This is a genomic window from Streptomyces griseoloalbus, from assembly GCA_014650015.1.
Lineage (GTDB): Bacteria > Actinomycetota > Actinomycetes > Streptomycetales > Streptomycetaceae > Streptomyces > Streptomyces griseoloalbus.
Genome location: BMUD01000019.1, coordinates 54,994 through 81,218 on the forward strand (window position 1 = coordinate 54,994; position 26,225 = coordinate 81,218).

The window sequence follows — 26,225 nt, forward strand, 5'->3', positions numbered from 1 at the left end:
GGTCGAAGCCTCACGTGCGCCGGGTGACCGGTGAGGCGAGAACGATGCATGAGGTGCCCGGGGCGGACGCGAACGGGAGCGAGCGCACCGCTCAGCACAGCGGCACCGCCTCACCGGGGCCCTGCGGCCATGCCGCCAAGGGGGTGAATCCCTGGTGGCCGCACTCGCCGAAGACCCTGACCGGAGCGCCGCCGGACACGGCGATCAGGCGCCACAGGCCGGGGCGGGACCGCGCGGCCGGGGTGAGCGGCAGGGCCGTGTCCTCGTCGGCGTCGGCCAGCTGCCAGCCGTCACCGTCCTGGGTGGGTATCACCCGGTCCAGCGTCACCGGGACCGCCTCCAGCCAGGGGTCGTCGCGCAGCGCGTCGCCGTAGCGGGCGAGCGCCCGGGCCGTCGTCGTCCCCGGGGGCCGCACCGTCGTCGGCGCGGCCGGCCCGAACCGGTCACCCAGGCTCGCGCGGGGCTGTCCCGCGCCCGGATACGCGGACAGCTCCGCGTCCAGGGCCAGCCCGACCGGCAGCGCGAGCTCCGGTGCGCGGCCCGCCGCACCGTAGGAGAGGAGCAGCGCCGTACGCTCCGACTCCGTGCCGTACAGCCAGGTACGGCGGGTCGTCAGACGGCTGTCCGCCGTGTCGTACTGGGCGAGGACCAGCCAGCGGTCCCGCACCGGCGGGCCGTCCGCCGACGCGGGCAGGCCGACACGGGAGCGGACCGTCGCGGCGAGGCCCTCCGGCAGCCGCTCACGGCGCTGCCAGCCCCGGCCGAGGAGATGGAGCAGCGCACACTCCTCCAGCAGCCGCACCGGCCAGCCCGGACCGCTGCCGGGGAGCGCCCCCAGCTCCCGCACCCGCGCGGCCAGTCCCTGTGCCTGGGCGTCGACCATGCGGGCCGCGGTCTCCTCCCACAGGCCGTACCCGGACCGCTCGGCCGACGCCAGGCCGCCGCGGAGCAGATCCGCCAGGCGCTGCTCCAGTTCCGCAGCGCCCGCGGTGATCCGCTCGGCCCGGCGCTCCGCCCTGCGCCGCGCCGCCTCCGGATCGGCGGGCCCCGGCGGGGAACCCGGCGTCTGAGCGGCCCGTTGCCGTGCCGTGCGCGCGCGCCGGCCGGCGATCCACTCATCGGCCCACTCCGGCGCCCGCCCCCGCGGCACCGCCGCGTCGTCGCCCGCCCAGAGCAGCAGCAGACCGAGTGCGTGCTCGCACGGGAACCTACGACTCGGGCACTCGCACGTGTAGGCGGGGCCGGAGGCGTCCGCGATGTCGACGACCGTCCGATACGGATCGCTCCCACTGCCCTTGCACAGCCCCCACACCGTCCCCTCGCCGGAACTGCCGGCCCCGGACCACGCACCGGCCGCGCCGAGTTCGCTTCCCGCCCTGCGTGACGCGGAGTCGGGCGCCAGTGCCAGCACCTGCTCCGCGGTCCAGCGCACCCCCTGCTGAGTCATGCCTCCGAAACTAGATCCCGGCACTGACAATCGCCCTGGCCCGTGCGTTTGCGCAGGTCAGAGCGATTGTCAGTGGCGTGGTGCACGGTTGGTGGCAGATCCGAACCGGCCGAGCTGGAGGGGGACTCAGCCATGTCTGTGTCTGTTGAACCGACATCCGTCGACCCGAGCCGGAACGGCTCCGCGCCGGCGAACCCGGCGGCGGAGACGCAGACGCTGCGCCCGCACGCCGAGGACGCCTTCGCCGCCGAACTCGCCGCGCTGGCGGCGCAGGACGACCGTCCGCGTCCGGCCCGCTGGCGGATGTCGCCGTGGGCCGTCGCGACCTATCTGCTCGGCGGCACCCTGCCCGACGGCACGGTGATCACGCCGAAGTACGTCGGACCGCGCCGCATCGTGGAGGTCGCGGTGACCACCCTCGCCACCGACCGCGCCCTGCTTCTCCTCGGCGTGCCCGGCACCGCGAAGACCTGGGTCTGCGAACATCTGGCCGCGGCGGTCAGCGGAGACTCCACCCTGCTGGTGCAGGGCACGGCCGGCACACCGGAGGAAGCCATCCGCTACGGCTGGAACTACGCCCGGCTGCTCGCCCACGGCCCCAGCCGCGACGCCCTCGTCCCCAGTCCGGTGATGCGGGCCATGGCGGAGGGCATGACGGTCCGCGTCGAGGAGCTGACCCGCATCCCGGCCGACGTCCAGGACACGCTCATCACGATCCTGTCGGAGAAGACCCTGCCGATCCCGGAGTTGGGCGAGGAGGTGCAGGCGGTCCGCGGCTTCAACCTGATCGCCACGGCCAACGACCGGGACCGCGGGGTCAACGACCTGTCCAGCGCCCTGCGACGCCGTTTCAACACGGTGGTGCTGCCCTTGCCGGAGACACCGGAGGCGGAGGTCGACATCGTCTCGCGCCGGGTCGACCAGATCGGCCGCTCCCTCGACCTGCCGGCCGTGCCCGACGGCGTCGACGAGATCCGCCGTGTCGTCACCGTCTTCCGTGAACTGCGCGACGGGGTCACGGCCGACGGCCGGACGAAGCTCAAGTCGCCCAGCGGCACGCTGTCGACCGCCGAGGCGATCTCCGTCGTCACCAACGGGCTGGCGCTGGCCGCCCACTTCGGCGACGGCGTGCTGCGGGCCGGGGACGTCGCCGCGGGCATCCTCGGCGCGGTCGTCCGTGACCCGGCGGCGGACCGTGTCGTCTGGCAGGAGTACCTGGAGACCGTCGTCCGCGAGCGGGACGGCTGGAAGGACTTCTACCGCGCCTGCCGGGAGGTCTCCGCGTGAGCGGCAGGGGGAGCGGTGCGGCGGGGCCGCTGCTGCTCGGGGTGCGGCATCACGGGCCCGGGTCGGCGCGGGCGGTGCGGGCGGCGCTGGAGGAGGCGCGGCCGGGCGTCGTGCTGATCGAGGGTCCGCCGGAGGCCGACGTGCTGATCCCGCTCGCCGCCGAGGAGGACATGCGTCCGCCGGTCGCGCTGCTCGCCCATGCCGTGGACGAGCCCGGGCGCTCGGCCTTCTGGCCGCTGGCCGGGTTCTCACCGGAGTGGGTCGCGATCCGCTGGGCGCTGGAACACGGGGTCCCGGCCCGCTTCATCGACCTGCCGGCCGCACACACGCTGGCCCGGGGGCGGGACGAGGGGGGAGAGGGGGAGGACGGGGAGGGCGGCGGTGGGGAGCCGGCGGCGGGCGCGGATGTGCGGGTCGATCCGCTGGGGGTGCTCGCCGGGGCGGCCGGGTACGACGACGCCGAGCGGTGGTGGGAGGACGTCGTCGAGCACCGGGGCGTGGGGAACGGCGACGCGGTCGCGCCGTTCACCGCGCTCGAGGAGGCCATGACCGCGCTGCGCGAGGAGTACGGAAGCGGGGGACACGGGCGGGACCTCGTGCGCGAGGCGCACATGCGGCTGCGGATCCGGGCGGCGCAGCGGGAGTTCGAGGACGGCGTGGCCGTGGTGTGCGGAGCCTGGCACGTGCCGGCGCTGCGCCACAAGGCCGCCGTCGCCGCCGACCGGGCCCTGCTGAAGGGGCTGCCCAAGGTGAAGACGGACATGACCTGGGTCCCCTGGACCAACCGCAGGCTCGCCCGGGTGAGCGGCTACGGCGCGGGCATCGACTCCCCGGGGTGGTACGCACACCTGTTCGGTGCCCCGGACCGGCCGGTCGAGCGGTGGCTGACCAAGGTAGCGGGGTTGCTGCGGGCCGAGGACCGCATCGTGTCGTCCGCGCATGTCATCGAGGCCGTACGGCTGGCGGAGACGCTCGCCGCGATGCGCGGGCGCCCGTTGCCCGGGCTGAGCGAGACGACCGACGCGGTACGGGCGGTGATGTGCGAGGGCTCCGACGTACCGCTGGCGCTGGTGCACGACCGGCTGGTCGTCGGCGAGGTGCTGGGGGAGGTGCCGGCCACGGCGCCCGCCGTGCCGTTGCAGCGGGACCTCGCGCGGATCCAGCGCCGGCTGCGGCTGAGACCGGAGGCCGCGCGGCGGGAACTGGAGCTCGACCTGCGCAAGGAGACCGACGCGGAGCGCAGCGGGCTGCTGCACCGGCTGCGGCTGCTCGGCATCGGCTGGGGAGAACCGGCCGCCTCGCGCGGCAGCACCGGGACCTTCCGGGAGACCTGGCGGCTGCGCTGGGAGCCGGAGCTGTCCGTGCGGGTCGCCGAGGCCGGCGTGTGGGGGACGACCGTGCTCGCCGCCGCGACGGCCAGGGCCGAGGCGGATGCCGTCGCCGCGCGGGGCCTCGCCGAGGTCACCGGGCTCGCCGAGCGCTGCCTGCTGGCCGTACTGCCCGAGGCGCTGCCCACGGTGATGCGGATCCTCGCCGACCGCGCGGCCCTCGACACGGACGTCGGCCACCTCGCCCAGGCGCTGCCCGCCCTGGTCCGCTCGCTGCGCTACGGCGATGTGCGGGGCACCGGCACCGCGGCGCTGGCCGAGGTCGCCGCCGGTCTCGCCGAGCGGGTCTTCGTCGGACTGCCCCCGGCCTGCGCCGCGCTGGACGCGGACGCCGCCGAGGAGATGCGCCGCCATGTCGACGCGGTGCACGGCGCGGTGGGTCTCCTCGGCGACGCCCCCGCACCGGGCCCCGGGGATCTGCGCGCCCGCTGGCGGTCGGTGCTGCGCACGCTGTCCGTACGGGACACCGTGCCCGGCGTCATACGGGGGCGGTCCGTGCGGCTGCTGCTGGACGACGGGGAGCTGGCGCAGGACGAGGCGGCGCGGCTCATGGGGCTGGTGCTGTCGCCGGGCACACCACCGGCGGACGCGGCCGCGTGGATCGAGGGCTTCGTCGGCGGAGGGTCCGGCGGCGGGCTGCTTCTGGTCCACGACGAGCGGCTGCTCGGGCTGGTCGACACCTGGCTGACGGGCGTACCGGCGGAAGCGTTCACGGACGTACTGCCGCTGCTGCGGCGGACGTTCTCGGCGTACGAGCCAGGGGTGCGGCGCACCCTCGGTGAACTGGTCCGGCGCGGGCCGGGGAGCCGCGGCGGCACGGCGACCGCCGGTGCCGGAAGACCCGGCTTCGCGCCCGGCCTCGACACCGCGCGCGCGGACGCCGTGCTGCCGGTCGTACGGCTGCTGCTGGGAAGGGACGGGGACGACGAGGCGGCGCGCGTCGCCGGTTCGGCGGGGGTGCCGGGATGACGGACACACGACACCAGGGGGAGGTGCGCATGGCGGACGCCATGACGACGGCGACGACGGACCCGGCGCGGGAGCGGCTGCGGCGCTGGCGGCTCGTGCTCGGCGGGAACGCGGCCGACGGGACCGGGTGCGCGCTGTCCGGGCAGGACGCGGCGATGGACGGGGCACTCACCGCGCTCTACGGCACGGGGGACAAGCCACCGGCGGGCCGGGACCGTTCGGCGGGGCTCGGGGCGTCGGCGCCGTCGGTGGCACGCTGGCTCGGGGACATCCGGACCTACTTCCCCTCCTCCGTCGTCCAGGTCATGCAGCGCGACGCCATCGACCGGCTCGGGCTCGCCGCGCTGCTGCTGGAACCGGAGATGCTGGAGGCGGTCGAGGCCGACGTCCACCTCGTCGGCACGCTCCTGTCGCTCAACCAGGCGATGCCTCAGACGACGAAGGAGACGGCACGGGCGGTCGTGCGCAAGGTCGTGGCGGACCTGGAGGAGCGGCTCGCCGCCCGCACCCGCGCCACCCTCACCGGCGCCCTCGACCGCAGCGCCCGCATCAACCGGCCGCGCCACCACGACATCGACTGGAACCGCACGATCGCGGCCAACCTCAAGCACTACCTCCCGGAGCACCGGACGATCGTGCCCGAGCGGCTCATCGGCTACGGGCGTGCCTCGCGGTCGGTGAAGAAGGAGATCGTCCTCTGCGTCGACCAGTCCGGGTCGATGGCGGCGTCCGTCGTGTATGCCGCGGTGTTCGGGGCGGTGCTCGCGTCCATGCGGTCGATCGACACGCGGCTCGTCGTGTTCGACACGACGGTCGTCGACCTCACCGACCAGCTCGACGACCCCGTCGACGTGCTCTTCGGCACCCGGCTGGGCGGCGGTACGGACATCAACCGGGCGCTGGCGTACTGCCAGTCGCGGATCACCCGGCCCGCGGAGACGGTGGTCGTGCTGATCAGCGACCTCTACGAAGGGGGGATACGCGACGAGATGCTCAAGCGGGTGGCGGCGATGAAGGCGTCGGGGGTGCAGTTCGTGACACTGCTCGCGCTGTCCGACGAGGGTGCGCCCGCGTACGACAGGGAGCACGCGGCGGCGCTCGCCGCGCTGGGGGCGCCGGCGTTCGCCTGCACCCCCGACCTGTTCCCGGAGGTGATGGCGGCGGCGATCGAGAAGCGGCCGCTGCCGATACCGGACGTGGTCTGAACGCACGGCGGGCCGGTGGGCCGGGAGCCGGCGGGCCAGTGATGAGGTGTCGACCGTCCTCGTCCGACGTGGGCCGGAACATACGGACATGACTACTCATCGGTAACAAAGAATCAGGGGGTGACGATCGAGCTGGTCCTGCACGGCCATGATGGAGGCGATCACCGACCTCCCGCCCATCGTCGTCAGCGACCTCTTCGGCATGCATCCCCACACCGCCTACGCCTCGGCCCAATACGCCCAGAACGACTGGTCGGAGACCTCGAAGCCATCCAGGCCACCAGCGAAGGCGTCCACGGCCTCCCTACCGCGCGGCGGCACTCGGACTGAAGTGGTCGTAGGAGGAACCTGCGGTCAGGTCGCCAGATGCCGCCGGCGCACCGGACCGGGTGCCGGGTCGCCGCGGTTGGGACCAAGATCAAGTGCTCTGACGCCAACGGCTGTACGGATGGTCCCCGAGGCCGGTCCAGGCCACCGAATAGCGCGGGGTCGGAACACCGACTCTTCACCAGGGGGCTTGCGCAACCTCCGGAGTCGCGTGCGAGGATCGACGCCGTTCGAATCCAACGCGTGAGGCGTCCTCGACCCGCACGACGCACGACGCGTCCCCACTCGTCCCGCCGTCCGGGAGGAACCGCTCCCCTTGACCTGGTCAGCAGCCTTGTCCGGTGCCGCTCCGCGCGCGATGCGCACGGCGGCCGGTCGGCGTGCGGTCCAGGTGGCACTGCTGGTGGGCGGGGTGTTCGTGTTCGGCGTGCTGTGCGGGGAGCGGGCGCAGGCGGCGGACGGCACCCCGGTGGGGGAGAGCCCGTCCGTCTCTTCCGTCTCCGTCACCCGCGGCGCGTCCGCCGCCGGAGGCATGCCGTCGACCGACCCGGGCGCGCCGCCGTCCGAGTCGAACGATCCCGAACCGGATGGCGTCGTTCCCGTGCCGCCGCGCCCGGATGCCGCCGACCCGATCCGCCCGTTCACCGCGACGGCGACGGCGACGGCGACGGCGAGGGCGACCGCGACGGGGAGGGCGACCGCGACGGCAACCGCGACCGCGACGGTGACCGCGACGGTGATCCGGTCCGCGGGTGAGCGGGCCGTGCGCCCGGTCGGGGAGCTGGTGGGCGCGGTGACCGGTGGTCCGGGCGACACGCCGGGGAACCTGCCCGCGCTGCCCGCGCTGCCCGGCCTGGCGCACCCCGCGCCGCTGCCGGAGCTCCCGGGCCTGCCCACCGTCCCGGGGATCCCCCTGCCCGAGCCGACCACGCCCGGCCCGGGTCCGGCGACCCCGACGTCCCCGCAGACCACCGTGCCGGCTCCGAACGGACCGGAGAGGCCGGAGAGACCGGCCGGCACCGCAGGGCCAGGGCACGTCGCCCACGGTCCGGAGTCCACCGGTACCACCGGTGCGACGCACGGCGACCGCGGACACGGCACCGCGCGGGACGCCGCGCACGCCGAGCCGGCTCCCGCACCGCACGCTCCCTCGGACCGGTCGGACGGCAGGCCGGGCCAGCGTTCGGCCGCGGACAACGGCACGCCGCGACACGGTGACGCGTACGCCGTCACCGCTCCTCACCGGCCCCCGCTGCGGCTCGTGCCCGGCGCCGTCGCGTGCGCCGAGGCGACGGGGACACGGGACCGGTACCGGGACGTTCCGGTCTCACCGGCCTAGCGGCACCTCCCTCCCTCGCCGCGACCGCGTAGGCGCGAGGGGGAGCAGCAGGCCTGCCCGCCCGCGGACCCCTTCCGTGTCCCGGCGGAAGCCGCCGGACCACCCTCGTGGACCTCGGCCCGGCGGCCGGACACGTCCCCGGCTTCCGAAGGCGCCCCCTCACCCGGGGCCTGGACCTGTCGGGCACCGTCCGGGCCGGGGCGGAGCCGCTCGGTTCCGGTCGCGCGGTCACCGGAACCGAGCGCCTCGCCGAGTCGGTCACCCCGGGCTACGTGCGGGGCCACTACCCGTACGGCACCCCGTACAGCGTCTGACCGGGACGCGCGGCGGCGGCCGAGCCGCACGCGGCCCGCACCACCAGCACCACCCGCACCTGACTCACGGGTAAAACTTATGAGTAACACTTACGGGTGAACAAACGACTCCACGGGGCATCAGGCCCCGGACAGCCGAAAGCCGTCGGCTCGTCCGGGCGGCACCTCGTGGAGGGGCGGCCGCCCCCATTGGGGTGGGGGCCCGCCGCCCGCACCTCGGAGAGCAGGGCGTTCACCGCCCCTCCAGGTGGCACGGAAGGGCCTCACCGGGTCAACCCCAGCCCGGTGAGGCCCCTCACGGTCGGCACGCCGTGCCAGAGATGGCGGCATCATGTGACAGGTATCACCGCTCATGTGTGACCCGCGATTTAGAGAGGCCCCCCAAGCGGCGATAACCTGCGAGACGGACATGCCGCGCGCTCGGACACCGTGTGCGCCTCCCTTGTGACACAGCGGACGTCACGTTGCCCTTCGCGGCACGCCCACGCATCCAACGAACCGCGAGATCACTGATAGGGACGGAAGCGCGTGGACCTGTTCGAGTACCAGGCGAGGGACCTCTTCGCCAAGCACGATGTACCGGTGCTGGCCGGTGAAGTCATCGACACGCCTGAGGCGGCCCGCGCAGCCACCGAGCGTCTCGGTGGCAAGTCCGTAGTCAAGGCCCAGGTGAAGGTCGGTGGCCGCGGCAAGGCCGGCGGCGTCAAGCTCGCCGCGACCCCGGACGAGGCCGTCGCCCGCGCGACGGACATCCTCGGCATGGACATCAAGGGCCACACGGTCCACAAGGTGATGATCGCCGAGACGGCCCCGGAGATCCTGGAGGAGTACTACGTCTCCTTCCTCCTCGACCGTGCCAACCGCACCTTCCTCTCCATCGCCTCCGTCGAGGGCGGCATGGAGATCGAGGAGGTGGCGGCCACCCGCCCCGAGGCCGTCGCCAAGACCCCGATCGACGCCAACGAGGGTGTGACCCCCGCCAAGGCCCGCGAGATCGTCGAGGCCGCGAACTTCCCGGCCGAGGTCGCCGACAAGGTCGCCGACATCCTCGTCACCCTGTGGAAGACCTTCGTCGCCGAGGACGCGCTCCTCGTCGAGGTCAACCCGCTGGCCAAGGTCGCCTCCGGTGACGTCATCGCCCTGGACGGCAAGGTCTCCCTGGACGAGAACGCCGAGTTCCGGCAGCCGGAGCACGAGGCTCTCCAGGACAAGGCGTCGGCCAACCCGCTCGAGGCGGCCGCCAAGGAGAAGAACCTCAACTACGTCAAGCTCGACGGCGAGGTCGGCATCATCGGCAACGGCGCGGGTCTCGTCATGAGCACCCTGGACGTCGTCGCCTACGCCGGTGAGGCGCACGGCGGCGTCAAGCCCGCCAACTTCCTCGACATCGGTGGTGGCGCCTCCGCCGCCGTCATGGCGAACGGCCTGGAGATCATCCTCGGCGACCCGGACGTCAAGTCCGTCTTCGTCAACGTCTTCGGCGGCATCACCGCCTGCGACGAGGTCGCCAACGGCATCGTGCAGGCGCTGCAGCTGCTCGCGGACCGCGGTGAGGAAGTCACCAAGCCGCTGGTCGTCCGGCTGGACGGCAACAACGCCGAGCTGGGTCGCAAGATCCTCTCCGACGCCAACCACCCGCTGGTCCAGCGCGTGGACACCATGGACGGCGCGGCCGACAAGGCCGCCGAGCTCGCGGCTGCGAAGTAAGGGACGAGGGACTAAACAGCCATGGCTATCTTCCTCAACAAGGACAGCAAGGTCATCGTCCAGGGCATGACCGGTGCCACGGGCATGAAGCACACCAAGCTCATGCTGGCCGACGGCACGAACATCGTCGGTGGCGTGAACCCGCGCAAGGCGGGCACGTCCGTCGACATCGACGGCAACGAGATCCCGGTCTTCGGCACGGTCGCCGAGGCGATGGAGAAGACCGGCGCCAACGTATCCGTCCTCTTCGTTCCGCCGGCCTTCGCCAAGGCCGCCGTCGTCGAGGCGATCGACGCCGAGATCCCGCTCGCGGTCGTCATCACCGAGGGCATCGCGGTGCACGACTCCGCCGCGTTCTACGCGTACGCCGTGGAGAAGGGCAACAAGACCCGGATCATCGGCCCGAACTGCCCGGGTCTGATCACCCCCGGTCAGTCGAACGCCGGCATCATCCCGGGCGACATCACCAAGCCCGGCCGCATCGGCCTGGTCTCGAAGTCCGGCACGCTGACGTACCAGATGATGTACGAGCTGCGGGACATCGGCTTCTCCTCGGCGGTGGGCATCGGTGGCGACCCCGTCATCGGCACCACGCACATCGACGCGCTCGCCGCGTTCGAGGCCGACCCCGACACCGACCTGATCGTGATGATCGGTGAGATCGGCGGCGACGCCGAGGAGCGGGCCGCGGCCTTCATCAAGGAGAACGTGAAGAAGCCGGTCGTCGGCTACGTCGCGGGCTTCACCGCGCCCGAGGGCAAGACCATGGGCCACGCCGGCGCCATCGTGTCCGGTTCCTCCGGCACGGCCGCCGCCAAGAAGGAGGCCCTCGAGGCCGCCGGCGTCAAGGTCGGCAAGACGCCGACCGAGACGGCGAAGCTGGCGCGCGCGATCCTCGCCGGCTGAGTCACCGGCACAGAGCACGGCACGGGTGGGCCCGTTCCCCGCAGGGGGACGGGCCCACCGTCGTCTCACGGACGGACTGCCCACCGTCGTCTCACGGACGGACTGCCCGCCGTCGTCTCACGGACGGGACGGGCCCACCGTCGTCTCCGCCCACGGCCGGTCACCGCACCGCGACCAGCGGCAGGGCTACCGGATCGAGCGTCGTCTCCGCCCAGGGCAGGTCACCGCGCCTGTGGTGTCAGCCGCTCCGGACCCTGCGACAGCTCCTCCCGCAGCCTGGCGCGCAGCTCCCGCTCGTCCTCCGACAAGGGGCCGGGTGCCACCCGCGGCGGAACGCCCCGGACCGTCTCACCCGGCGGCACCGGAGGCTCGTAGCGGGTGGGGGCCGTGCGCAGGGTGAGCGCCGTGGTGCCGATCAGGGCGACCGTGAAGGCGATGGCGGCCCGGGTCCAGAAGCGGGCCCGGCGCTCGCTGCGGCCGCGCACCGCCGGCGGGTCGGCCGACCGCAGCCGCCCGGTGGCGGCCAGTTCGGCCAGCCGCTCGTGCAGCTCCCGCGGATCCGACAGTTCCGGCAGCTGGGCGGCGACGGTCTCGCGTGCGTGCAGCAGCCGGCCGGCCGTCGCCCGGGTACTGGCCTCCGTCTCCGCCGCCGTCTCCGGCAGACCGAGGCCGACACCGTCGTACAGCAGGAGCGTGCGGCGGTACGGCGGCGGCAGGTGCAGCAGGACATCGAGGAGCGCGCGGTCGTCGTCATCGGGCGGCGGGGGCTCGGGCTGCCGGTAGCGGCGGCGGTAGCGGTGCCACGGGGAGAGCGCCCACTCGTGCGCGGCCGCGCGCACCCAGCCCGCCGGGTCCGGGTCGCGGGCCACCTCGGGCCAGCGGTCCCAGGCCAGTTGGAAGGCCCGCTCCACGGACTCGCGGGCGAGGTCGCGGCGGCCGGTGAGCAGATACGTCTGCCGGACGAGCGCGGGGGTGCAGAAGGAGTACAGGGCGTCGAAGGCCTGAGCGGGCGTCAGGTACCGGGAGTCCTCCCGGGCGGTGGCGGACCGCGCCGACGACGGCGGGGGTGCCTGCGTGAACGCGGAGGGCTCCGGCAGGACCGTTCCACCGCCTTGGCCGCCATCGCCCGGCCTGTCCGGACATACCGTCACCACCGTGGTGCCCTCCGCCTCCTGACGACCATGAAGACCCCGACGGCCCTCACGACTCCGACGACCCGACACGGGCGCCCGTGTCCCGGCGTCGGTGGTCCCTTCCGCCGGCTCGGCCAGACCGGCCAGCAGCTTGGCGTACGCCTCCCGCCGCCGGCCGCGCGGTGTGCTGCGGCCGGACTCCCACGCGCGCACCGTCTCGGGCCGGACGCAGACCCGCTCGGCGAGCTGAGCCCGCGTCAGCCCGCCCGCCTCGCGCAGGCGTCGGCGTTCCGCGGGCGGGGGGAGTGGGGTGACAGGGCTCCGCGTCACTGGGCGCCCCTCCGTACGTAAAAGTACATAAACGTATATTGAGCGACACAGCGATGGTTCGCCCGTTACGCCTGGAAAGCGCGTGTCGTTGGGAGCATGGCGGACGTGACCCCGATGACCGCTCGCCGTTCGACGCCGGCCGCCCTGCGCACCCGGATGCGCGACCGCTCGCCCGGGCTGGCCTCCGCCCTCCTCGGCGGAGCCCTCGCGGCCGGGCTGGGCCTCGCGGCGTTCACCGTGCTCGTGACGCTGCTGTGGATCAGCTCCCCCTACCCCGACAGTGGACCCGGCGGCGCGCTGCACATCGCCGCGGCGCTGTGGCTGCTGGCGCACGGCGCCGAACTGGTCCGCACCGACACCCTCTCCGGCCTCCCCGCGCCCATGGGCGTCCCGCCGCTGCTGCTGCTCGCGTTGCCGGTGTGGCTGCTGCGCCGGGCGGCCCGTGACGCCGCGGACGGGGACGCCGACGACGAGGCCCCGCTCGTCCCCGGCCGTACGGCCTGGGCGGGCGTCGTCCTCGGCTACCTCGCCGTCGCCACGCCCGCCGCGCTCTACGCCGCCGGGGGTGTGCTGCGCCCGGCGTGGGCGTGGACCGGCGTGAGCGTGCCCCTGGTCGCCGTGGTGGCCGCGGGGGCGGGGGTGTGGGCGGCGTACGGCCGTCCGAGCGGCCCGCTGGAACGGGTGCTGGGCGCGGTGCTGCCCAGGGGCGCACGCCATCTGGTCCTCGGGCCCGACGGCCGCCCCGGGCTGGCGGCACGGGCCGCGGCGGCCGGGGTGGCGGTGCTGACCGGGGGCGGGGCGTTGCTGCTGGCGGTGTCGCTGGCCTGGCACGGCGGGGAGACCCGGGCGGCCTTCGCGCGTCTGACGGAGGACTGGTCGGGATGGCTGGCCGTGCTGCTGCTCTGCGTCACGCTGGTGCCGAACGCCGCGGTGTGGGCGGCGGCCTACGCCCTGGGCCCCGGCTTCCTCCTCGGCACCGGCGCCCCGGTGACCCCGCTGTCCTCGGCACCGGCCCCGCTGCTGCCGCGGTTCCCGCTGCTGGCGGCGGTACCGGACGCGGGAGCGGGGACGTCGGCGAACTGGGCGGCCGCGGTGGTGCCGGTGGCGGCCGGAGCGGTGGTGGGGTGGTTCGTGGGCAGGAGCGCCCCGTCGGGCGGAGGCGCGCCCGGCGCGGCCTGGACGCGCGGCCGGACCGCCGGGGCGGCGGCGCTGGCGGCCGTGCTGTGCGCGGCCCTGCTGTCCGTCCTCGCCGGGCTCGCGGGCGGCCCGCTGGGGGTGGCCTCGCTCGCCCGGTTCGGCCCGGTGTGGTGGCAGGTGGGAGCCGCGACGGTGGCGTGGCTCGGGCTGACGGCGGTCCCCACGTCGCTGGCGGTACGAGCCCGGCGCCGCCGTCCGCCCGCCGGCGGGACAGCCCCCGGAGCCCGTCGGTCCGGTCCGGCGCCCCGACGCCCCCGGTGGCCGACGGCCCCGGGGCCTGGGCCCAGGCCTTCACCGCTTCTCCCGGGACGGGGGCTCGGGTGGCGAGCAGGACACACCGCACGGAGGCGAACTGCGGCAGCCGGCACCTCCGCACCCGCACGACGACCCGGACGACTGTGCGACATCCCGTGAGTTCCCCTGAGCCCCGCAGAGTCACCAACCTCGTGGCCAGGGGGCGCCCTCTCTGTGGTGACCCTCCGCACCCTGACGCGACTTCGGCATTCCTGAGCCGACCAGGCCTGGCACCGGCATGTTTGCCGGTCATGCCCCCGGGTCCTCCGTCACGGGCAGGCACTCGGCGAGCAGGTCGACGACGTCGCGCCAGGCTCGCTGCGCGTGCTGTGGGTGGTAGCCGACGCCGGGGACCACGGGGTGGTCGACCGGCGGGTGGTGGAAGGCGTGCAAGGCGCCGCCGTAGACCGCGAGGCGCCAGTCGACGCCCGCGGCCTGCATCTCGGCGGTGAACGCGTTTCGTTGCGCGGGCGGCATGATCGGGTCTTCCGACCCGACCCCGGCCCACACCGGGCAGCGGATGCGCGCCGCCTCGCCCGGTCGGCCCGTGGTAGTCGCGTTGACTGTCCCGATCGCGCGCAGGTTGACGCCGCCTCGCCCGAGTTCCAGCGCGATGGCGCCCCCGGTGCCGTAGCCGATGGCGGCGATCCGGTCGGGGTCGGTCCGGGGCTCGGTGCGCAACTCGTCGAGTGCCGCGTGGCCGATGCGCCGCATCCGGTCGGGATCAGCGAGCAGCGGCATGCAACGGGCCAGCATCTCCTCGGGGTCACCCACATAACGCCCGCCGTGCAGGTCGAAGGCCAGCGCTACATATCCCAGCTCGGCGAGAGCATCGGCCCGGCGGCGCTCGACGTCGCTGAGCCCCATGCCCTCTGGTCCGACCAGCACCGCGGGCCGGCGGTCGACACCGGCCGGGAGCGCGAGGTGCCCGATCATCGTCAAACCGTCGGCCGGGTACTCGACCGTGCGCGTCGTAATCGTCGTCATGGGACTGGACTGTAGTGATCGTCGAGCCCGGTCCGGCCGGTGTTCTGCCGCTGGCAGAGCAGCGTAGGTGTCCTTCTGACATACGGGACGGGCCCGGAGCTCAGCGCTTCAAGATCATCCCGTTGCCCCTTTGGCGCGCATCTCGGTCACTGCTTCCCGTGGCAGCGCAGACCGCCCGCTCCGTCCCGCGCCGGTCCTGCTTCTCCCGCGGCGTCTGCCGGCCGGACTCCTCGCCGGCGCCCCGCGGGAGCGCGGACGGGCGGCCGTCGTGGGCTCCCACACCTTCATGGGTCCCGGGTGGGAAGCGTCAGTCGGTCGTGCCCAGCAGGCCGCGCAGTTCCTCCGGAAGGAGGTCGGTGCAGGACTGGCGGGCCTCCTGGGTGAGGGCGTCGTTGGTACAGGTGTAGTAGTCGCTGTAGACCAGCTGGGCCGCGAAGGACGCGGCGACCAGGGCGAGTGCCAGGGACGCCGTGACCAGACCGCTCACCGCGGCGGTGGTCTGCGGGCGGCCCGTCTGCTCGGGTGCCGGGGAGTCCGGGTCCGGTGTGCGGGGCTTGGCACGCAGGGCGCTGACGCCCCAGTACAGGGCCAGGGCGCCCAGCATCAGCGCGACGTAGGGCCAGCTGAAGAGGGCGAAGAAGAAGGCCCACATGCCGGACAGCAGGGCGAAGCGCGCCCGGCGCTGGGCCGGGTCCGTCGGGTCCCAGCGCGGGCCGGGGCCCTGGGGCCCGCCCCCCTGCCCCTCCGGGCGGCCCGGGCGCTCGCCGAACCCGCCGGGGGAGCGGCCGGGCTGCCGGTCGCTCCAGCCCCAGGGGGAGCGACCGCCCTCCCCGCCGGACGGGTGCCTCGGCTGCCAGGGCCGGTCGGGAGTCCCCTCCGGCGGCGGCGCGAACGGATTGTCGTCCTGGGAGGACTGGGAGCCCTGGGTGTCGGGGGAGCTCCCGGGGTCCTGGGGTCCCCGCGCCCCCTCCGCGCCCTGGGAGTCACGGCGCCGGCCGTCGCCGCCGCCGCCCCCGCCCTGGGGCGCGTCGGGCGGGGAGGCGGGGCGCTCCCGCAGCAGCATGGCGCCACGCTCCCCTCCCTGGGCCGACTGCTGGGGGAGCGTGAGGAATCGCGGGCTGCGGTCCGGCATCAAGTGAGCGTCTTCCCCTTTATGAAGCACGGCGTGTGTCCGGCGCGACCGCCTCGCACGACGTTTCGACTACGACTGAGCAGTTGAGCCGGCGCGTTCGTGTCGGCTCTCCGGCCCGGGTCCGTCATCCTGTGAACGCTCGGTGCGCGGTGCGCGTTCCCACGCGCCCCCGACGTCCCGGATCCGGGCCCGGCCCCGGCCTTCCCGGACCGGCTCTTCCCAGACGCTACCTTCCGGCCATCCCCCCGTCCCGTGGGGGCCGCCCGGTGTGCCGGTATCGTTGCTGACGGTCGGCCGCTTCGTAGGCTTCCCCGTATCCGGGGGCACGAAGCATTCGTATGAATGTACAAAGCGCTGTGCCGCCGATCGTACAGACGCTCCCCGAGAAAGGGCCCCACCGTGGCCGCCAAGCCCGTGGCCGAGCGCGCCAGGCGTCTCGTCGTGCTGGTCTCCGGATCCGGCACCAATCTGCAGGCGCTCCTCGACGAGATCGCCGCCACCGGCACCGAGGCGTACGGAGCCGAGATCGTGGCCGTCGGCGCGGACCGCGAGGGCATCGAGGGGCTGGCCCGCGCCGAGCGCGCCGGGCTGCCGACCTTCGTGTGCAAGGTCAAGGACCACCCGACCCGCGAGGAGTGGGACGCGGCGCTCGCCGAGGCCGTCGCCGCCCACGAGCCGGACCTCGTGGTGTCCGCCGGATTCATGAAGATCGTGGGGAAGCGGTTCCTCGCGCGCTTCGGCGGGCGGTTCGTCAACACGCACCCCGCCCTGCTGCCCAGTTTCCCCGGAGCCCACGGTGTGCGGGACGCGCTCGCGTACGGCGCCAAGGTCACCGGCTGCACCGTCCACTTCGTCGACGACGGCGTCGACACCGGGCCGATCATCGCGCAGGGCGTGGTGGAGGTCCGGGACGAGGACGACGAGAGCGCTCTGCACGAGCGCATCAAGGAAGTCGAGCGAAGGCTGCTCGTCGAGGTCGTGGGGCGGCTCGCCCGCAACGGCTATCGCATTGAGGGACGAAAGGTAGTTATCCAGTGACCGCCGAGAGCAACAAGCGGGCCATCCGACGGGCGCTCGTCAGCGTCTACGACAAGACCGGCCTCGAGGACCTCGCGCGCGGCCTGCACGAGGCCGGCGTGGAGCTCGTCTCCACCGGGTCCACCGCCGCGAGGATCGCCTCCGCGGGCGTCCCCGTCACCAAGGTCGAGGAGCTCACCGGCTTCCCCGAGTGCCTGGACGGCCGCGTCAAGACCCTGCACCCGAAGGTCCACGCCGGCATCCTCGCCGACCTGCGCCTGGAGGACCACCAGCGGCAGCTCGCCGAGCTGGGCGTGGAGCCCTTCGACCTCGTCGTCGTCAACCTCTACCCGTTCCGCGAGACCGTCGCCTCCGGCGCCACGCCCGACGAGTGCGTGGAGCAGATCGACATCGGTGGCCCGTCCATGGTGCGCGCCGCCGCCAAGAATCACCCCTCCGTCGCGGTCGTCACCAGCCCCGCCCGCTACGGCGACGTCCTCGCCGCGGTCGAGGACGGCGGCTTCGACCTCGCCACCCGCAAGCGGCTCGCCGCCGAGGCCTTCCAGCACACGGCCGCGTACGACGTCGCCGTCGCCTCCTGGTTCGCCTCCGAGTACGCCCCCGTCGACGAGTCGCGGTTCCCCGACTTCCTCGGCGCCACCTGGGAGCGCAAGAGCACCCTGCGCTACGGCGAGAACCCGCACCAGCCCGCCGCGCTGTACGTCTCGGGCACCGGCGGCCTCGCGGAGGCGGAGCAGCTGCACGGCAAGGAGATGTCGTACAACAACTACACGGACACGGACGCCGCCCTGCGTGCCGCCTACGACCACGACGCCCCGGCCGTGGCGATCATCAAGCACGCCAACCCGTGCGGTATCGCCGTCGGCGCGGACGTCGCCGAGGCGCACCGCAAGGCGCACGCCTGTGACCCGCTGTCGGCGTTCGGCGGCGTGATCGCGGTGAACCGCCCGGTGTCCAAGGAGATGGCCGAGCAGGTCGCTGAGATCTTCACCGAGGTCATCGTCGCGCCGGACTACGAGGAGGGCGCGCTCGAAGCCCTCACCAAGAAGAAGAACATCCGCGTCCTGCGCGCTCCCGAGGCCCCGGCCGCCCCGGTCGAGGTGAAGCCGATCGACGGCGGTGCCCTCCTCCAGGTCACCGACCGCCTCCAGGCCGAGGGCGACGACCCGGCCACCTGGACCCTGGCCACCGGCGAGGCCCTCTCCGAGGCGGAGCTGGCCGATCTCGCCTTCGCCTGGAAGGCCTGCCGCGCGGTGAAGTCCAACGCGATCCTGCTCGCCAAGGACGGCGCCTCCGTCGGCGTCGGCATGGGTCAGGTCAACCGCGTCGACTCCGCGAAGCTGGCGGTGGAGCGGGCGGGCGCCGAGCGCGCGGCCGGTTCCTACGCCGCCTCCGACGCGTTCTTCCCCTTCCCCGACGGCCTGGAGATCCTCACCGAGGCCGGTGTGAAGGCCGTGGTCCAGCCCGGCGGTTCGGTCCGCGACGAACTGGTCGTCGAGGCCGCGAAGAAGGCGGGCGTGACGATGTACTTCACGGGAACCCGTCACTTCTTCCACTGACGGCCCGTGCGTCCGGCCGCCCGCGCGGGCGGCCGGACGCACGATCCCCTAGGCGTCGACCTCGTACCGGCCGACCTCCAGGAAGTACCGCAGTTCCTCGGGCGTACCGTCGATGACCTCCTCGGCCGCCGCGCGGAGCGCGTCGCTGATAGCGGGGTCGGCCAGCAGCCGCGCGACGGCGACGCGGTCGTCCTCGGCCTGCGCGAGGCGGTAGCCGGTTTCGAGGAAGGCGCGGGCGGTCTCCGGGGTGGGTGCGTCGAGGATCGCGTTGATTTCCCGGGTGACGCGCTTACCGGCGTAGGGCTTGGCGAGGATTGTGGTGATGGCGACGCGGTCGTCCTCGAACTGGGCGAGGCGGTAGCCGGTTTCGAGGAAGGCGCGGGCGGTCTCCGGGGTGGGTGCGTCGAGGATCGCGTTGATTTCCCGGGTGACGCGCTTACCGGCGTAGGGCTTGGCGAGGATCGTGGTGATGGCGACGAGGTCGTCCTCGAACTGCGCGAGGCGGTAGCCGGTCTTCAGGAAGGCGCGCATGTCCTCCACCGTGCCGTCGAGGGCTTCGTTGGCCTCCCGGGTGACGCCCTTGCCGGAGTCCGGATCGGCCAGGACGCGGGCGATGGCGAAGCGGAGCTCCTCCTCCGACATCTCGTCCACCGGCGTGCCGGGGTCCTCCGTGCCCGATGCCGCCGGCACGGTGACGGACGTCGGGGCCGTCTCCGTCGCGAAGGCGGGGGTGGTGAGAAGGAGGGCGGGTGCCAGAGCCGTGGTGGCGACCAGCAGTGCACCGCGGGACAGTCTCATACGTGAACCTGCCTTGTGAGTAGGGGTTTTCACGGCGGCGGCCGAGGCGGTCGCCGCTTCGAACATCCTTTCACTTCCCCGGGTCGGAGATCACTGCCGGATCCGGGCAGATCCGACGCCGCTTCCTTGCCGGTGCGGACCGTCGAGGTCACGTGGGACCGCGCAGCGCCGCCCAGGTCTTGGCGCCCACGTCGCCGTCGACGTCCAGCCCCTGGTCGCTCTGGAACCGCCTGACCGCCGACATGGTGTCCTTGCCGAACTGGCCGTCGACGCCCGAACGGCCGACGCCGTACCCCCGCTCGGTGAGCATGCACTGCACCTGGACCACGCGTTTGCCGCTGTCGCCGTAGACGGTGAGCCGGCTACCGGAGTAGTACGTGCACTGGGAGTTCCAGGGCGGAGTGGCGGTCCTGGTCGCCGACTCGGTGGGGGTGGGGGCCGGTGGACGGCCTTCGCCGCCCGATGAACCGGCGGTGCCCGGATCGTCGTCCCCGTCGCCCGCACCACCACCCGAACCCCCGGCCGCCTCACGGGGCTTCGCGTCGGCGCCCTCCTCCTCCGCCTTGCCGTCCTCGTCCTCACCCTGCTTCTCCTGCTCCGCCGCGCCGCCGGACGGCGAGGCGGACGGAACCGGCAGCAGCGAGGCGGCGTCGTCGTCGGCGGTGCTGCCGCCGGACGCCGCGGGGGAGGCGGAGGGCACGCGGTCGAGCGGCGGGCGGGTGAGCAGATAGGCGCCGACCGCCACGGCGCACACGGCGAGACCCGTGGCGACGGCGAAGTAGGGCTTGCGCCACCACCGGTGCCCGCGCTCGGTCACCGTCGGAGCCCCGTACGCGCCCGGTGGCGTCGCCGGTCCGAACCCGGACCCGGACCCGGGAACGGACCCGGGGCCGGGAACGGGCGCGGCGACCCGCTCGGTCGGCGTCCGTGAGGGGCCGGCCCGTCCGGCGGAGACGTTCTCCAGCGCGCCGTACGCCTGCTGCCGGGTCAGCAGGCGGGCGCCCAGCGGCTCCTGCCAGGTGGGGACGCCGCGGCACTGCCCCGCCGCCGTGGCCGCCTCCACCAGCTGCCGCGGCGTGGGCCGGCCGACGGGGTCCTTGGCGAGACAGGCGGACAGCAACGCGGTCAATCCGTCGTCGGCGGCGGCGAGTGCCGCCATGACCTCCGGGTTCGGCTCCTCGAACGCGACGCGGTGCATCACGTCCACGCCGGTCCCGTCGCCGAACGGCGCGTTCCCGGTGGCGGCGTAGACGAGTGTGCCGGCGAGCGAGAACACGTCGGAGGCGGCGTCGCAGCGGCCCTCGCGCAGGTACTCGGGGGACATGTAGGCGGGCGTGCCGACCCGCGCACCGGTCGTGGTGATCGCGCTGCTGTCCACCGCCCGCGAGATACCGAAGTCGATGACCTGGACGCCGTGCAGCGTGAGGATCACGTTGGACGGTTTGAGATCCCGGTGGATGATCCCGGCGTCGGACAACGCCGACAGGGCCTGCCCGAGCTCGCCGACGAGCCACCACACCCCGGTCGCGTCCAGCGTGCCGCAGCCGCGGACGGCGTCGGCGAGGTTGAGGCCGGGGAGGTACTGCGTGGCCATCCACAGCAGCGAGTCCGCGAACCCGGTGCCGAGCAGCCGCGGCGCGTACGGCCCCCGGACCCGGCCGTGGACGGCGGCCTCCCGCTCGAACCGCCGCCGGAACTCGGGATCCTCCGCGTACTCGGGCCGGATCACCTTCACCGCGGCGAGTCCCGGGCGGTCGTCGGCGGGCCGGGCCAGATAGACCCGGCCCATACCGCCGCTCCCGAGCCGCCCGAGCGGCACGTACGGCCCGATCCTCGCGGGATCCCCGGGCTGCAGCGGTGCGGCACCGGCTTGCCGCACGGCGGCTTCGCCGGACGCCGACGGGTACGGCGGCCCGGGCCGCTGGTCTGTCATGAATGAGTCCCCCGACTGTCCTTACGTCCATAAAGTGACGGTGTGTCACTCCGGCTGACGGGAGGTTACCGTCTCGCGGGCGGGGGAGTGGCCCGGAGTCACGGACGAGTGCGGGCCGCGATCCCTCTGACGAGGTCCCGCGGCCCGGCCCTGCGCGATCTTCAGCTCCCGCTCGTGGTCTCCTCGTCGTGGTCCCGCCGGTCACCGTGTGCCGCCGGGCAGGCCGGCCGCGGCGCTTCGTACGACGGCGGCACGACAACGACGCTGTACGGGGGAGTCGTCCCCCCTCCCCCGATGTCTCGGGGTCGACTTTCCCCAGTCCAACGGGGGAGGGGGTAAGGGACGCCTTGGTGAAGCGGCGACGCTTCGGTGCGGTACGCCGAGTCCCGGGGGCGGGCTGTCAGTACCGCGGTCGCCTGAACCACTCGGCGCTGGTCCGCTTCGCCGCGAAGATGATCACCAGGACCGACACGATCATGATGAGCAGTCCCAGGCCGTAGAGCGCCAGCGAGAAGATGCCGCTGACGATCGCGAACGAGGCGTACACGATGGAGCAGACACGGACGCCGTTGCCGCCCTTGGCGTACTGCAGCAGCAGCACCAGGCCGAGTATCGCGAAGACGGCGGCCAGGCCCAGGAAGAAGACGACGACGCCCTTGCCCAGGTCGGCGTAGCGCTCGGCCTCGGCGTCCCCGGTGATGCCGGCCTCCAGCATCGTCTCGTCCCACTCGGACAGCGCCTTGACGTACGCGCCCGCGATGATGACGTGGGCCACGGCGATCACGGCGAGCAGGATCTGCGCGGCGCGGGTGAGGCCCGGCATCTGGGTGGGGACGTAACCGCCGCCGTACGGCTGGGACACCGGCGGGGCCGCGGGGTAGCCGTAGCCCTGCTGCGGGGCGCCGGGCTGCTGGGGGTAGCCGTAGCCGGGTCCGGCCGGGGGCTGCTGGGGCGGCTGCCCGTAAGGGTTGTTCGGGTCGCCGAAACTCATGGCGGTTCTTCCTCCGTTTGTGCTTCAGGTGCGGGGACGACGCGAGGCACGGCGCGGAGGAAGTTCTACAGATGCGGTCCGTCCCCCCGGTTCTGCCCGCGGCACTGTGCCGCTCATCGTTCTTTACCGTTCTGTTGCTTGTCCAGCCGTACGCCGTATGTGTTGTGCAAGTGCAACATCACCGATCTTGGCCGGATGCGGGGGAAGAGGATCGGCTGTGGCGGCGGGCGCCGCGGTCGCCCGGAATGCGGGCGGATTGGAACCGGGGCCCGGTCATCCGCGAGGATGGGGCCATGACCGCCCAGATTCTCGATGGCAAGGCCACCGCAGCAGAGATCAAGACCGATCTGACCGCCCGCGTGGCGGCGCTGAAGGAGAAGGGCGTCACGCCCGGCCTCGGCACGATCCTCGTGGGGGAGGACCCCGGCAGCCAGAAATACGTCGCCGGAAAGCACCGTGACTGTGCCCAGGTGGGCATCGCCTCCATCCAGCGCGAACTGCGGGGCAGCGCCACGCAGGAGGAGATCGAGGCAGTCGTCCGGGAGCTGAACGAGGACCCCGCCTGCACCGGCTACATCGTCCAGCTGCCGCTGCCCAAGGGCATCGACGAGAACCGCATCCTCGAACTGATGGACCCGGAGAAGGACGCCGACGGTCTGCACCCGATGAACCTCGGCCGCCTCGTCCTCAACGAGCCCGCCCCGCTGCCCTGCACCCCGAACGGCATCATCACCCTGCTGCGCCGCCACGGCGTGGAGATCAAGGGCGCCGAGGTCGTGGTCGTCGGCCGCGGCGTGACCATCGGCCGCCCGATGCCGCTGCTGCTGACCCGGCGCAGCGAGAACGCCACCGTGACCCAGTGCCACACCGGCACCCGCGATCTGTCGGCCCACCTCAGGCGCGCGGACATCATCGTCGCCGCCGCCGGTTCGGCCCACCTGATCCGTCCCGAGGACGTCAAGCCGGGCGCGGCCGTCCTCGACGTCGGCGTCTCCCGCAGCGCCGAGGGCAAGATCGTGGGCGACGTCCACCCGGGCGTGGCCGAGGTGGCCGGCTGGGTCGCCCCGAACCCCGGCGGTGTCGGCCCGATGACCCGGGCCCAGCTGCTGGTCAACGTGGTCGAGGCGGCGGAGCGCAGTGTCGGCTGAGCGGAACTCCCCGGACGCCGCCGGGGCGCGGGAACGGGACGAGGACCTCACGGTCCGCGATCCCGTCAGCGCGCCCGACGCCGAGGGCGTGCCGCGGCGCACCACCCGCCGGTTCCCGCTGTTCACCAGGGACACCGCGCGCCCCGAGGGCGGCGGCAGGGCGGCGTCCGGTGACGCCCCCGCGCCCGCCCGCCAGTGGCCGATCCTCGCCGTGCTGCTCACGGTCGGACTGGGGCTGCTGCTGACCGCGCTGGATCTGTTCCGGCTCGGCACGCTGCTGATCGGCGTGGCCCTGCTGGCCGGGGCCGTGCTGCGCTGGCTCGTGCCGGACGTCGGCATGCTCGCGGTCCGCTCCCGCTTCACGGACATCGTCACCTACGGCGGGCTGGGCCTGGCGATCGCGCTGCTGGCGCTGATGGTGCAGCCGCATCCGTGGCTGGAGATCCCGTTCCTGAAGGACACGCTGCACTTCACGGTCAGCGCCTAGCCGGAAGCGATCGCCGCGAACGGCGGACCGCTCGCGAACGGTGGACCGCCCGCGAAGGGTGGACCGCCCGCGAAGGGTGGACCGCCCGCGATGGGTGGACGCCGCGAACGGCGGACCCGGCGAACGGCGGCCCGTCCACACCCCCGTGAGAGGACGGGCCGCCGCCGGGATCAACACTCCTGCACGGCGAAGCGCCTGTTCAACGGCTGCCCGGCCGCTGTGGCACGGAAGTGACCGTTCCGCTACGTCCCACGGAATCCCCGTACAGCCTCGCGATGTGTCAGCCGTGAGGCGGGAGTGCCGTCCGGTGCCCAAGTAATCGTCCATGTGGTCGGTCTGTGTCGATGTATTGACAAGTTCGCGGAAGTACGACGAAGTGGTGGTACTACAGGGCTAGCGTGAACAATTGGGGCGGCCCGGGACGCCCTGTTCGCTTGCTCCGGGTTCCGTTCGGTCGAGGGGGTGACCGATGGGACACTGGGCCGCAAGCGATGAGGCGTGCGAGGGTGCACGCCCGCAGCCCTGATGCTCCTGTGCGCCCCCACCCCGGGAACTGGGACCCCGCCTGGCAGCATCCCTGTGGGTAGCCAGAACGGGGACTCGGCAGAGGGCACCATGCGCGAGGGAAGAACCAGCACGAACCGGGGGGAAGAGGGGGGAAGCAATGCCTCGTTGGAAGGCCTTGCCGGATGAACTCGATCCGCAGATCAGAGAGTTCACGAGCCAGCTCAGGCGGGTCGTGGACCGCAGTGGCCTGAGCGTCGCGTCGGTCTCCGACCGCACGGGCTACAGCAAGACGTCCTGGGAGCGGTATCTGAACGGCCGGCTGCTCGCGCCCAAGGGCGCGATCGTGGCCCTGGCCGAGGTCACCGGGACCAACCCGATGCACCTCACGACCATGTGGGAGCTCGCCGAGCGTGCCTGGAGCCGCTCGGAGATGCGTCACGACATGACGATGGAGGCGATCCGGATCTCGCAGGCGCGTGCCGCGCTCAGCGAGCTCGCCGGGCCCTCGGCGGGTACGGGCGGCAGGTCCCGCAACGGTGGAGCCGCGGTCCGTCCGGGCGTCGCCGGACCGGCCGGTGTCGCGCCGACCGTGCCGCCGCAGCCGACCGCCTCGGACGTGCGTGATGCCTCCGGCGACGTGCGGGACGGCGGCGGGTGGGGCGGCTCGTCGGGGGCGAACTCCTGGGGGGTCACCGGATCCGCAGGGTCGCCGCAGGCGGGCCGTCGTGGCCCCGGTTCCGCGGTCGCCCCGCCCGCCGGGGGAGGACCCGTGCCGGGGGAGTACGGCGCACCGCCCCCGGGACCGGCCGGTCCCGGCCGCTCGGGCGGTGGTCCCGGCCGCTCCGGCGGCAAGCGGCGGACGTCGACGTTCATCGCCGGAGCGGTGGGGGCGCTGGTGCTGATCGCCGCCGCGTTCTACGTCACCGGGACCGAGAACGACAAGAACAGGGACGACGCCCGGAAGTCCCCGTCGCCCACCGCCACCACCGACGCGAACCTGCCCCCGGGGGTGAAGTGCAGCGGTGACAGCTGCAACGGCAAGGACGCGGAGGTCATGGGGTGCAGCGGCGACCTGGTGACCACGACGCGGACCGCGACGGTCGGCGCCGCCACCGTGGAGATCCGCTACAGCGAGGTCTGCGCCGCGGCATGGGGGCGCATCACCCAGGCCGCGCAGGGGGACACGGTCGAGATCACCGCGGGCACGTCGAAGCAGAGCGACACCATCACCGCGGCCGGCGACACGGTCACGTACACGCCGATGGTGCCGGTCGGTGAGGCGACGGAGGTGGAGGCCTGCGCGGTCCTGGCCGCCTCCGGCGAGAAGGGCTGCACGGAGTCGGAGTGAGGGAGCAGGCGCCCGGGGTGCTTCCCGAGGCGCCCCGTTCCGGTCGGACCCGTCCGTGCCGCTCCGGAAGTTCCGGAAGCGACGCGACCCCACCCGCATGGGCCCATACGGACGTACGCATGTGGGGGATTCGTGGGGACGCGCATGCGGCGCCGAAAGGCGGGCACGCGACAAGTACCCCCACGGGAGTCCGGCGCGATCGGTCCCCGACGGCGGTCGCCTCGTCCCCACCTCTCCCGGACGGAGCGGCCGCCTTCCCGTGCCCCACGCCGCCCGTCCTGTACCCCTCACGGGGGCCGGGTACCCGGACGGTCACACTCTGTGGGACGGGCCACAGGGAGCCCGGACGTCGACGATCGTGGATGCGCGATAGCCTGACCGCTGGATCTCTCTTGACGCCAAGAGATCGATCATTCAAAACGGTGATCGATCATCGCGGCGGGATCCCGCAACC

General features: G+C 73.5%; 20 protein-coding genes. 13 read left to right on the forward strand and 7 right to left on the reverse strand.

The window, feature by feature from the left end; translation table 11 throughout:
- Positions 1-91: 91 nt before the first annotated feature.
- Positions 92-1,447: an SWIM zinc finger family protein gene (locus tag IE178_RS25895; RefSeq protein ID WP_193513975.1), complete on the reverse strand. Its 1,356-nt coding sequence runs from the start codon at positions 1,445-1,447 to the stop codon at positions 92-94.
- A gap of 132 nt (positions 1,448-1,579) precedes the next feature.
- Between IE178_RS25895 and IE178_RS25900 the strand changes: the two genes are divergently transcribed.
- The 7 genes from IE178_RS25900 (at position 1,580) to sucD (ending at position 10,889) form a co-directional block, all read left to right on the forward strand.
- A complete protein-coding gene (locus tag IE178_RS25900) occupies positions 1,580-2,734 on the forward strand; it encodes an ATP-binding protein (RefSeq protein WP_184761078.1) in 1,155 nt (384 codons plus the stop codon).
- A complete protein-coding gene (locus tag IE178_RS25905; protein WP_193513976.1) occupies positions 2,731-5,091 on the forward strand; it encodes a DUF5682 family protein in 2,361 nt (786 codons plus the stop codon). Before IE178_RS25900 ends, IE178_RS25905 begins: the two co-directional genes overlap by 4 nt.
- A gap of 41 nt (positions 5,092-5,132) precedes the next feature.
- Positions 5,133-6,296, forward strand: a complete 1,164-nt coding sequence (locus IE178_RS25910; protein ID WP_193514023.1) for a VWA domain-containing protein — start codon at positions 5,133-5,135, stop codon at positions 6,294-6,296.
- 643 nt (positions 6,297-6,939) lie between these two features.
- Complete coding sequence (locus tag IE178_RS25915; RefSeq protein ID WP_193513977.1) at positions 6,940-7,962, forward strand: hypothetical protein; 1,023 nt, start codon at positions 6,940-6,942, stop codon at positions 7,960-7,962.
- Positions 7,963-8,069: 107 nt separating this feature from the next.
- Positions 8,070-8,276 carry a hypothetical protein gene (locus tag IE178_RS25920; protein ID WP_193513978.1) on the forward strand — a complete coding sequence of 69 codons (207 nt, stop codon included), beginning with the start codon at positions 8,070-8,072 and terminating at the stop codon, positions 8,274-8,276.
- A 528-nt stretch (positions 8,277-8,804) separates the two neighbouring features.
- Positions 8,805-9,983 carry an ADP-forming succinate--CoA ligase subunit beta gene (gene sucC, locus IE178_RS25925; protein ID WP_184761082.1) on the forward strand — a complete coding sequence of 393 codons (1,179 nt, stop codon included), beginning with the start codon at positions 8,805-8,807 and terminating at the stop codon, positions 9,981-9,983.
- A gap of 21 nt (positions 9,984-10,004) precedes the next feature.
- A complete protein-coding gene (gene sucD / locus IE178_RS25930) occupies positions 10,005-10,889 on the forward strand; it encodes a succinate--CoA ligase subunit alpha (RefSeq protein WP_030871259.1) in 885 nt (294 codons plus the stop codon).
- 221 nt (positions 10,890-11,110) lie between these two features.
- On the opposite strand, the gene IE178_RS25935 is transcribed toward sucD, so the two are convergent.
- Positions 11,111-12,352, reverse strand: a complete 1,242-nt coding sequence (locus IE178_RS25935; protein WP_193513979.1) for a helix-turn-helix domain-containing protein — start codon at positions 12,350-12,352, stop codon at positions 11,111-11,113.
- A gap of 96 nt (positions 12,353-12,448) precedes the next feature.
- Between IE178_RS25935 and IE178_RS25940 the strand changes: the two genes are divergently transcribed.
- The gene (locus IE178_RS25940; protein ID WP_318280251.1) at positions 12,449-13,963 is read left to right on the forward strand and encodes a cell division protein PerM; all 1,515 of its coding nucleotides are present in this window, start codon (positions 12,449-12,451) and stop codon (positions 13,961-13,963) included.
- Positions 13,964-14,092: 129 nt separating this feature from the next.
- On the opposite strand, the gene IE178_RS25945 is transcribed toward IE178_RS25940, so the two are convergent.
- Both IE178_RS25945 and IE178_RS25950 read right to left on the reverse strand, forming a co-directional pair.
- Positions 14,093-14,830 (reverse strand): dienelactone hydrolase family protein, encoded by a 738-nt coding sequence (locus IE178_RS25945; RefSeq protein ID WP_193513980.1) that lies wholly within the window; start codon positions 14,828-14,830, stop codon positions 14,093-14,095.
- A 307-nt stretch (positions 14,831-15,137) separates the two neighbouring features.
- Complete coding sequence (locus IE178_RS25950; protein ID WP_184761085.1) at positions 15,138-15,962, reverse strand: hypothetical protein; 825 nt, start codon at positions 15,960-15,962, stop codon at positions 15,138-15,140.
- A gap of 399 nt (positions 15,963-16,361) precedes the next feature.
- Here IE178_RS25950 and purN point away from each other — a divergent pair, with 399 nt between their 5' ends.
- Both purN and purH read left to right on the forward strand, forming a co-directional pair.
- Complete coding sequence (gene purN, locus IE178_RS25955) at positions 16,362-17,000, forward strand: phosphoribosylglycinamide formyltransferase (protein ID WP_184761086.1); 639 nt, start codon at positions 16,362-16,364, stop codon at positions 16,998-17,000.
- Entirely contained in the window at positions 16,997-18,559 is a 1,563-nt protein-coding gene (gene purH, locus IE178_RS25960; RefSeq protein WP_193513981.1) for a bifunctional phosphoribosylaminoimidazolecarboxamide formyltransferase/IMP cyclohydrolase, read from the forward strand. Before purN ends, purH begins: the two co-directional genes overlap by 4 nt.
- A gap of 48 nt (positions 18,560-18,607) precedes the next feature.
- On the opposite strand, the gene IE178_RS25965 is transcribed toward purH, so the two are convergent.
- The 3 genes from IE178_RS25965 to IE178_RS25975 form a co-directional block, all read right to left on the reverse strand.
- Positions 18,608-19,357 (reverse strand): ALF repeat-containing protein, encoded by a 750-nt coding sequence (locus IE178_RS25965; RefSeq protein WP_184761088.1) that lies wholly within the window; start codon positions 19,355-19,357, stop codon positions 18,608-18,610.
- Between the two features lie 148 nt (positions 19,358-19,505).
- Complete coding sequence (locus tag IE178_RS25970) at positions 19,506-21,290, reverse strand: serine/threonine-protein kinase (RefSeq protein ID WP_193513982.1); 1,785 nt, start codon at positions 21,288-21,290, stop codon at positions 19,506-19,508.
- Positions 21,291-21,690: 400 nt separating this feature from the next.
- Positions 21,691-22,281, reverse strand: coding sequence for a hypothetical protein (locus tag IE178_RS25975; protein ID WP_184761090.1), 591 nt, complete (start codon positions 22,279-22,281; stop codon positions 21,691-21,693).
- Positions 22,282-22,574: 293 nt separating this feature from the next.
- Between IE178_RS25975 and IE178_RS25980 the strand changes: the two genes are divergently transcribed.
- The 3 genes from IE178_RS25980 to IE178_RS25990 all read left to right on the forward strand — a co-directional run bounded on the left by IE178_RS25980 (position 22,575) and on the right by IE178_RS25990 (position 25,771).
- The gene (locus tag IE178_RS25980) at positions 22,575-23,429 is read left to right on the forward strand and encodes a bifunctional methylenetetrahydrofolate dehydrogenase/methenyltetrahydrofolate cyclohydrolase (RefSeq protein WP_184761091.1); all 855 of its coding nucleotides are present in this window, start codon (positions 22,575-22,577) and stop codon (positions 23,427-23,429) included.
- Positions 23,419-23,916, forward strand: coding sequence for a DUF3017 domain-containing protein (locus IE178_RS25985; protein WP_184761092.1), 498 nt, complete (start codon positions 23,419-23,421; stop codon positions 23,914-23,916). Before IE178_RS25980 ends, IE178_RS25985 begins: the two co-directional genes overlap by 11 nt.
- Before the next feature lie 664 nt (positions 23,917-24,580).
- The gene (locus IE178_RS25990; protein WP_193513983.1) at positions 24,581-25,771 is read left to right on the forward strand and encodes a helix-turn-helix domain-containing protein; all 1,191 of its coding nucleotides are present in this window, start codon (positions 24,581-24,583) and stop codon (positions 25,769-25,771) included.
- Positions 25,772-26,225 lie beyond the last annotated feature (454 nt).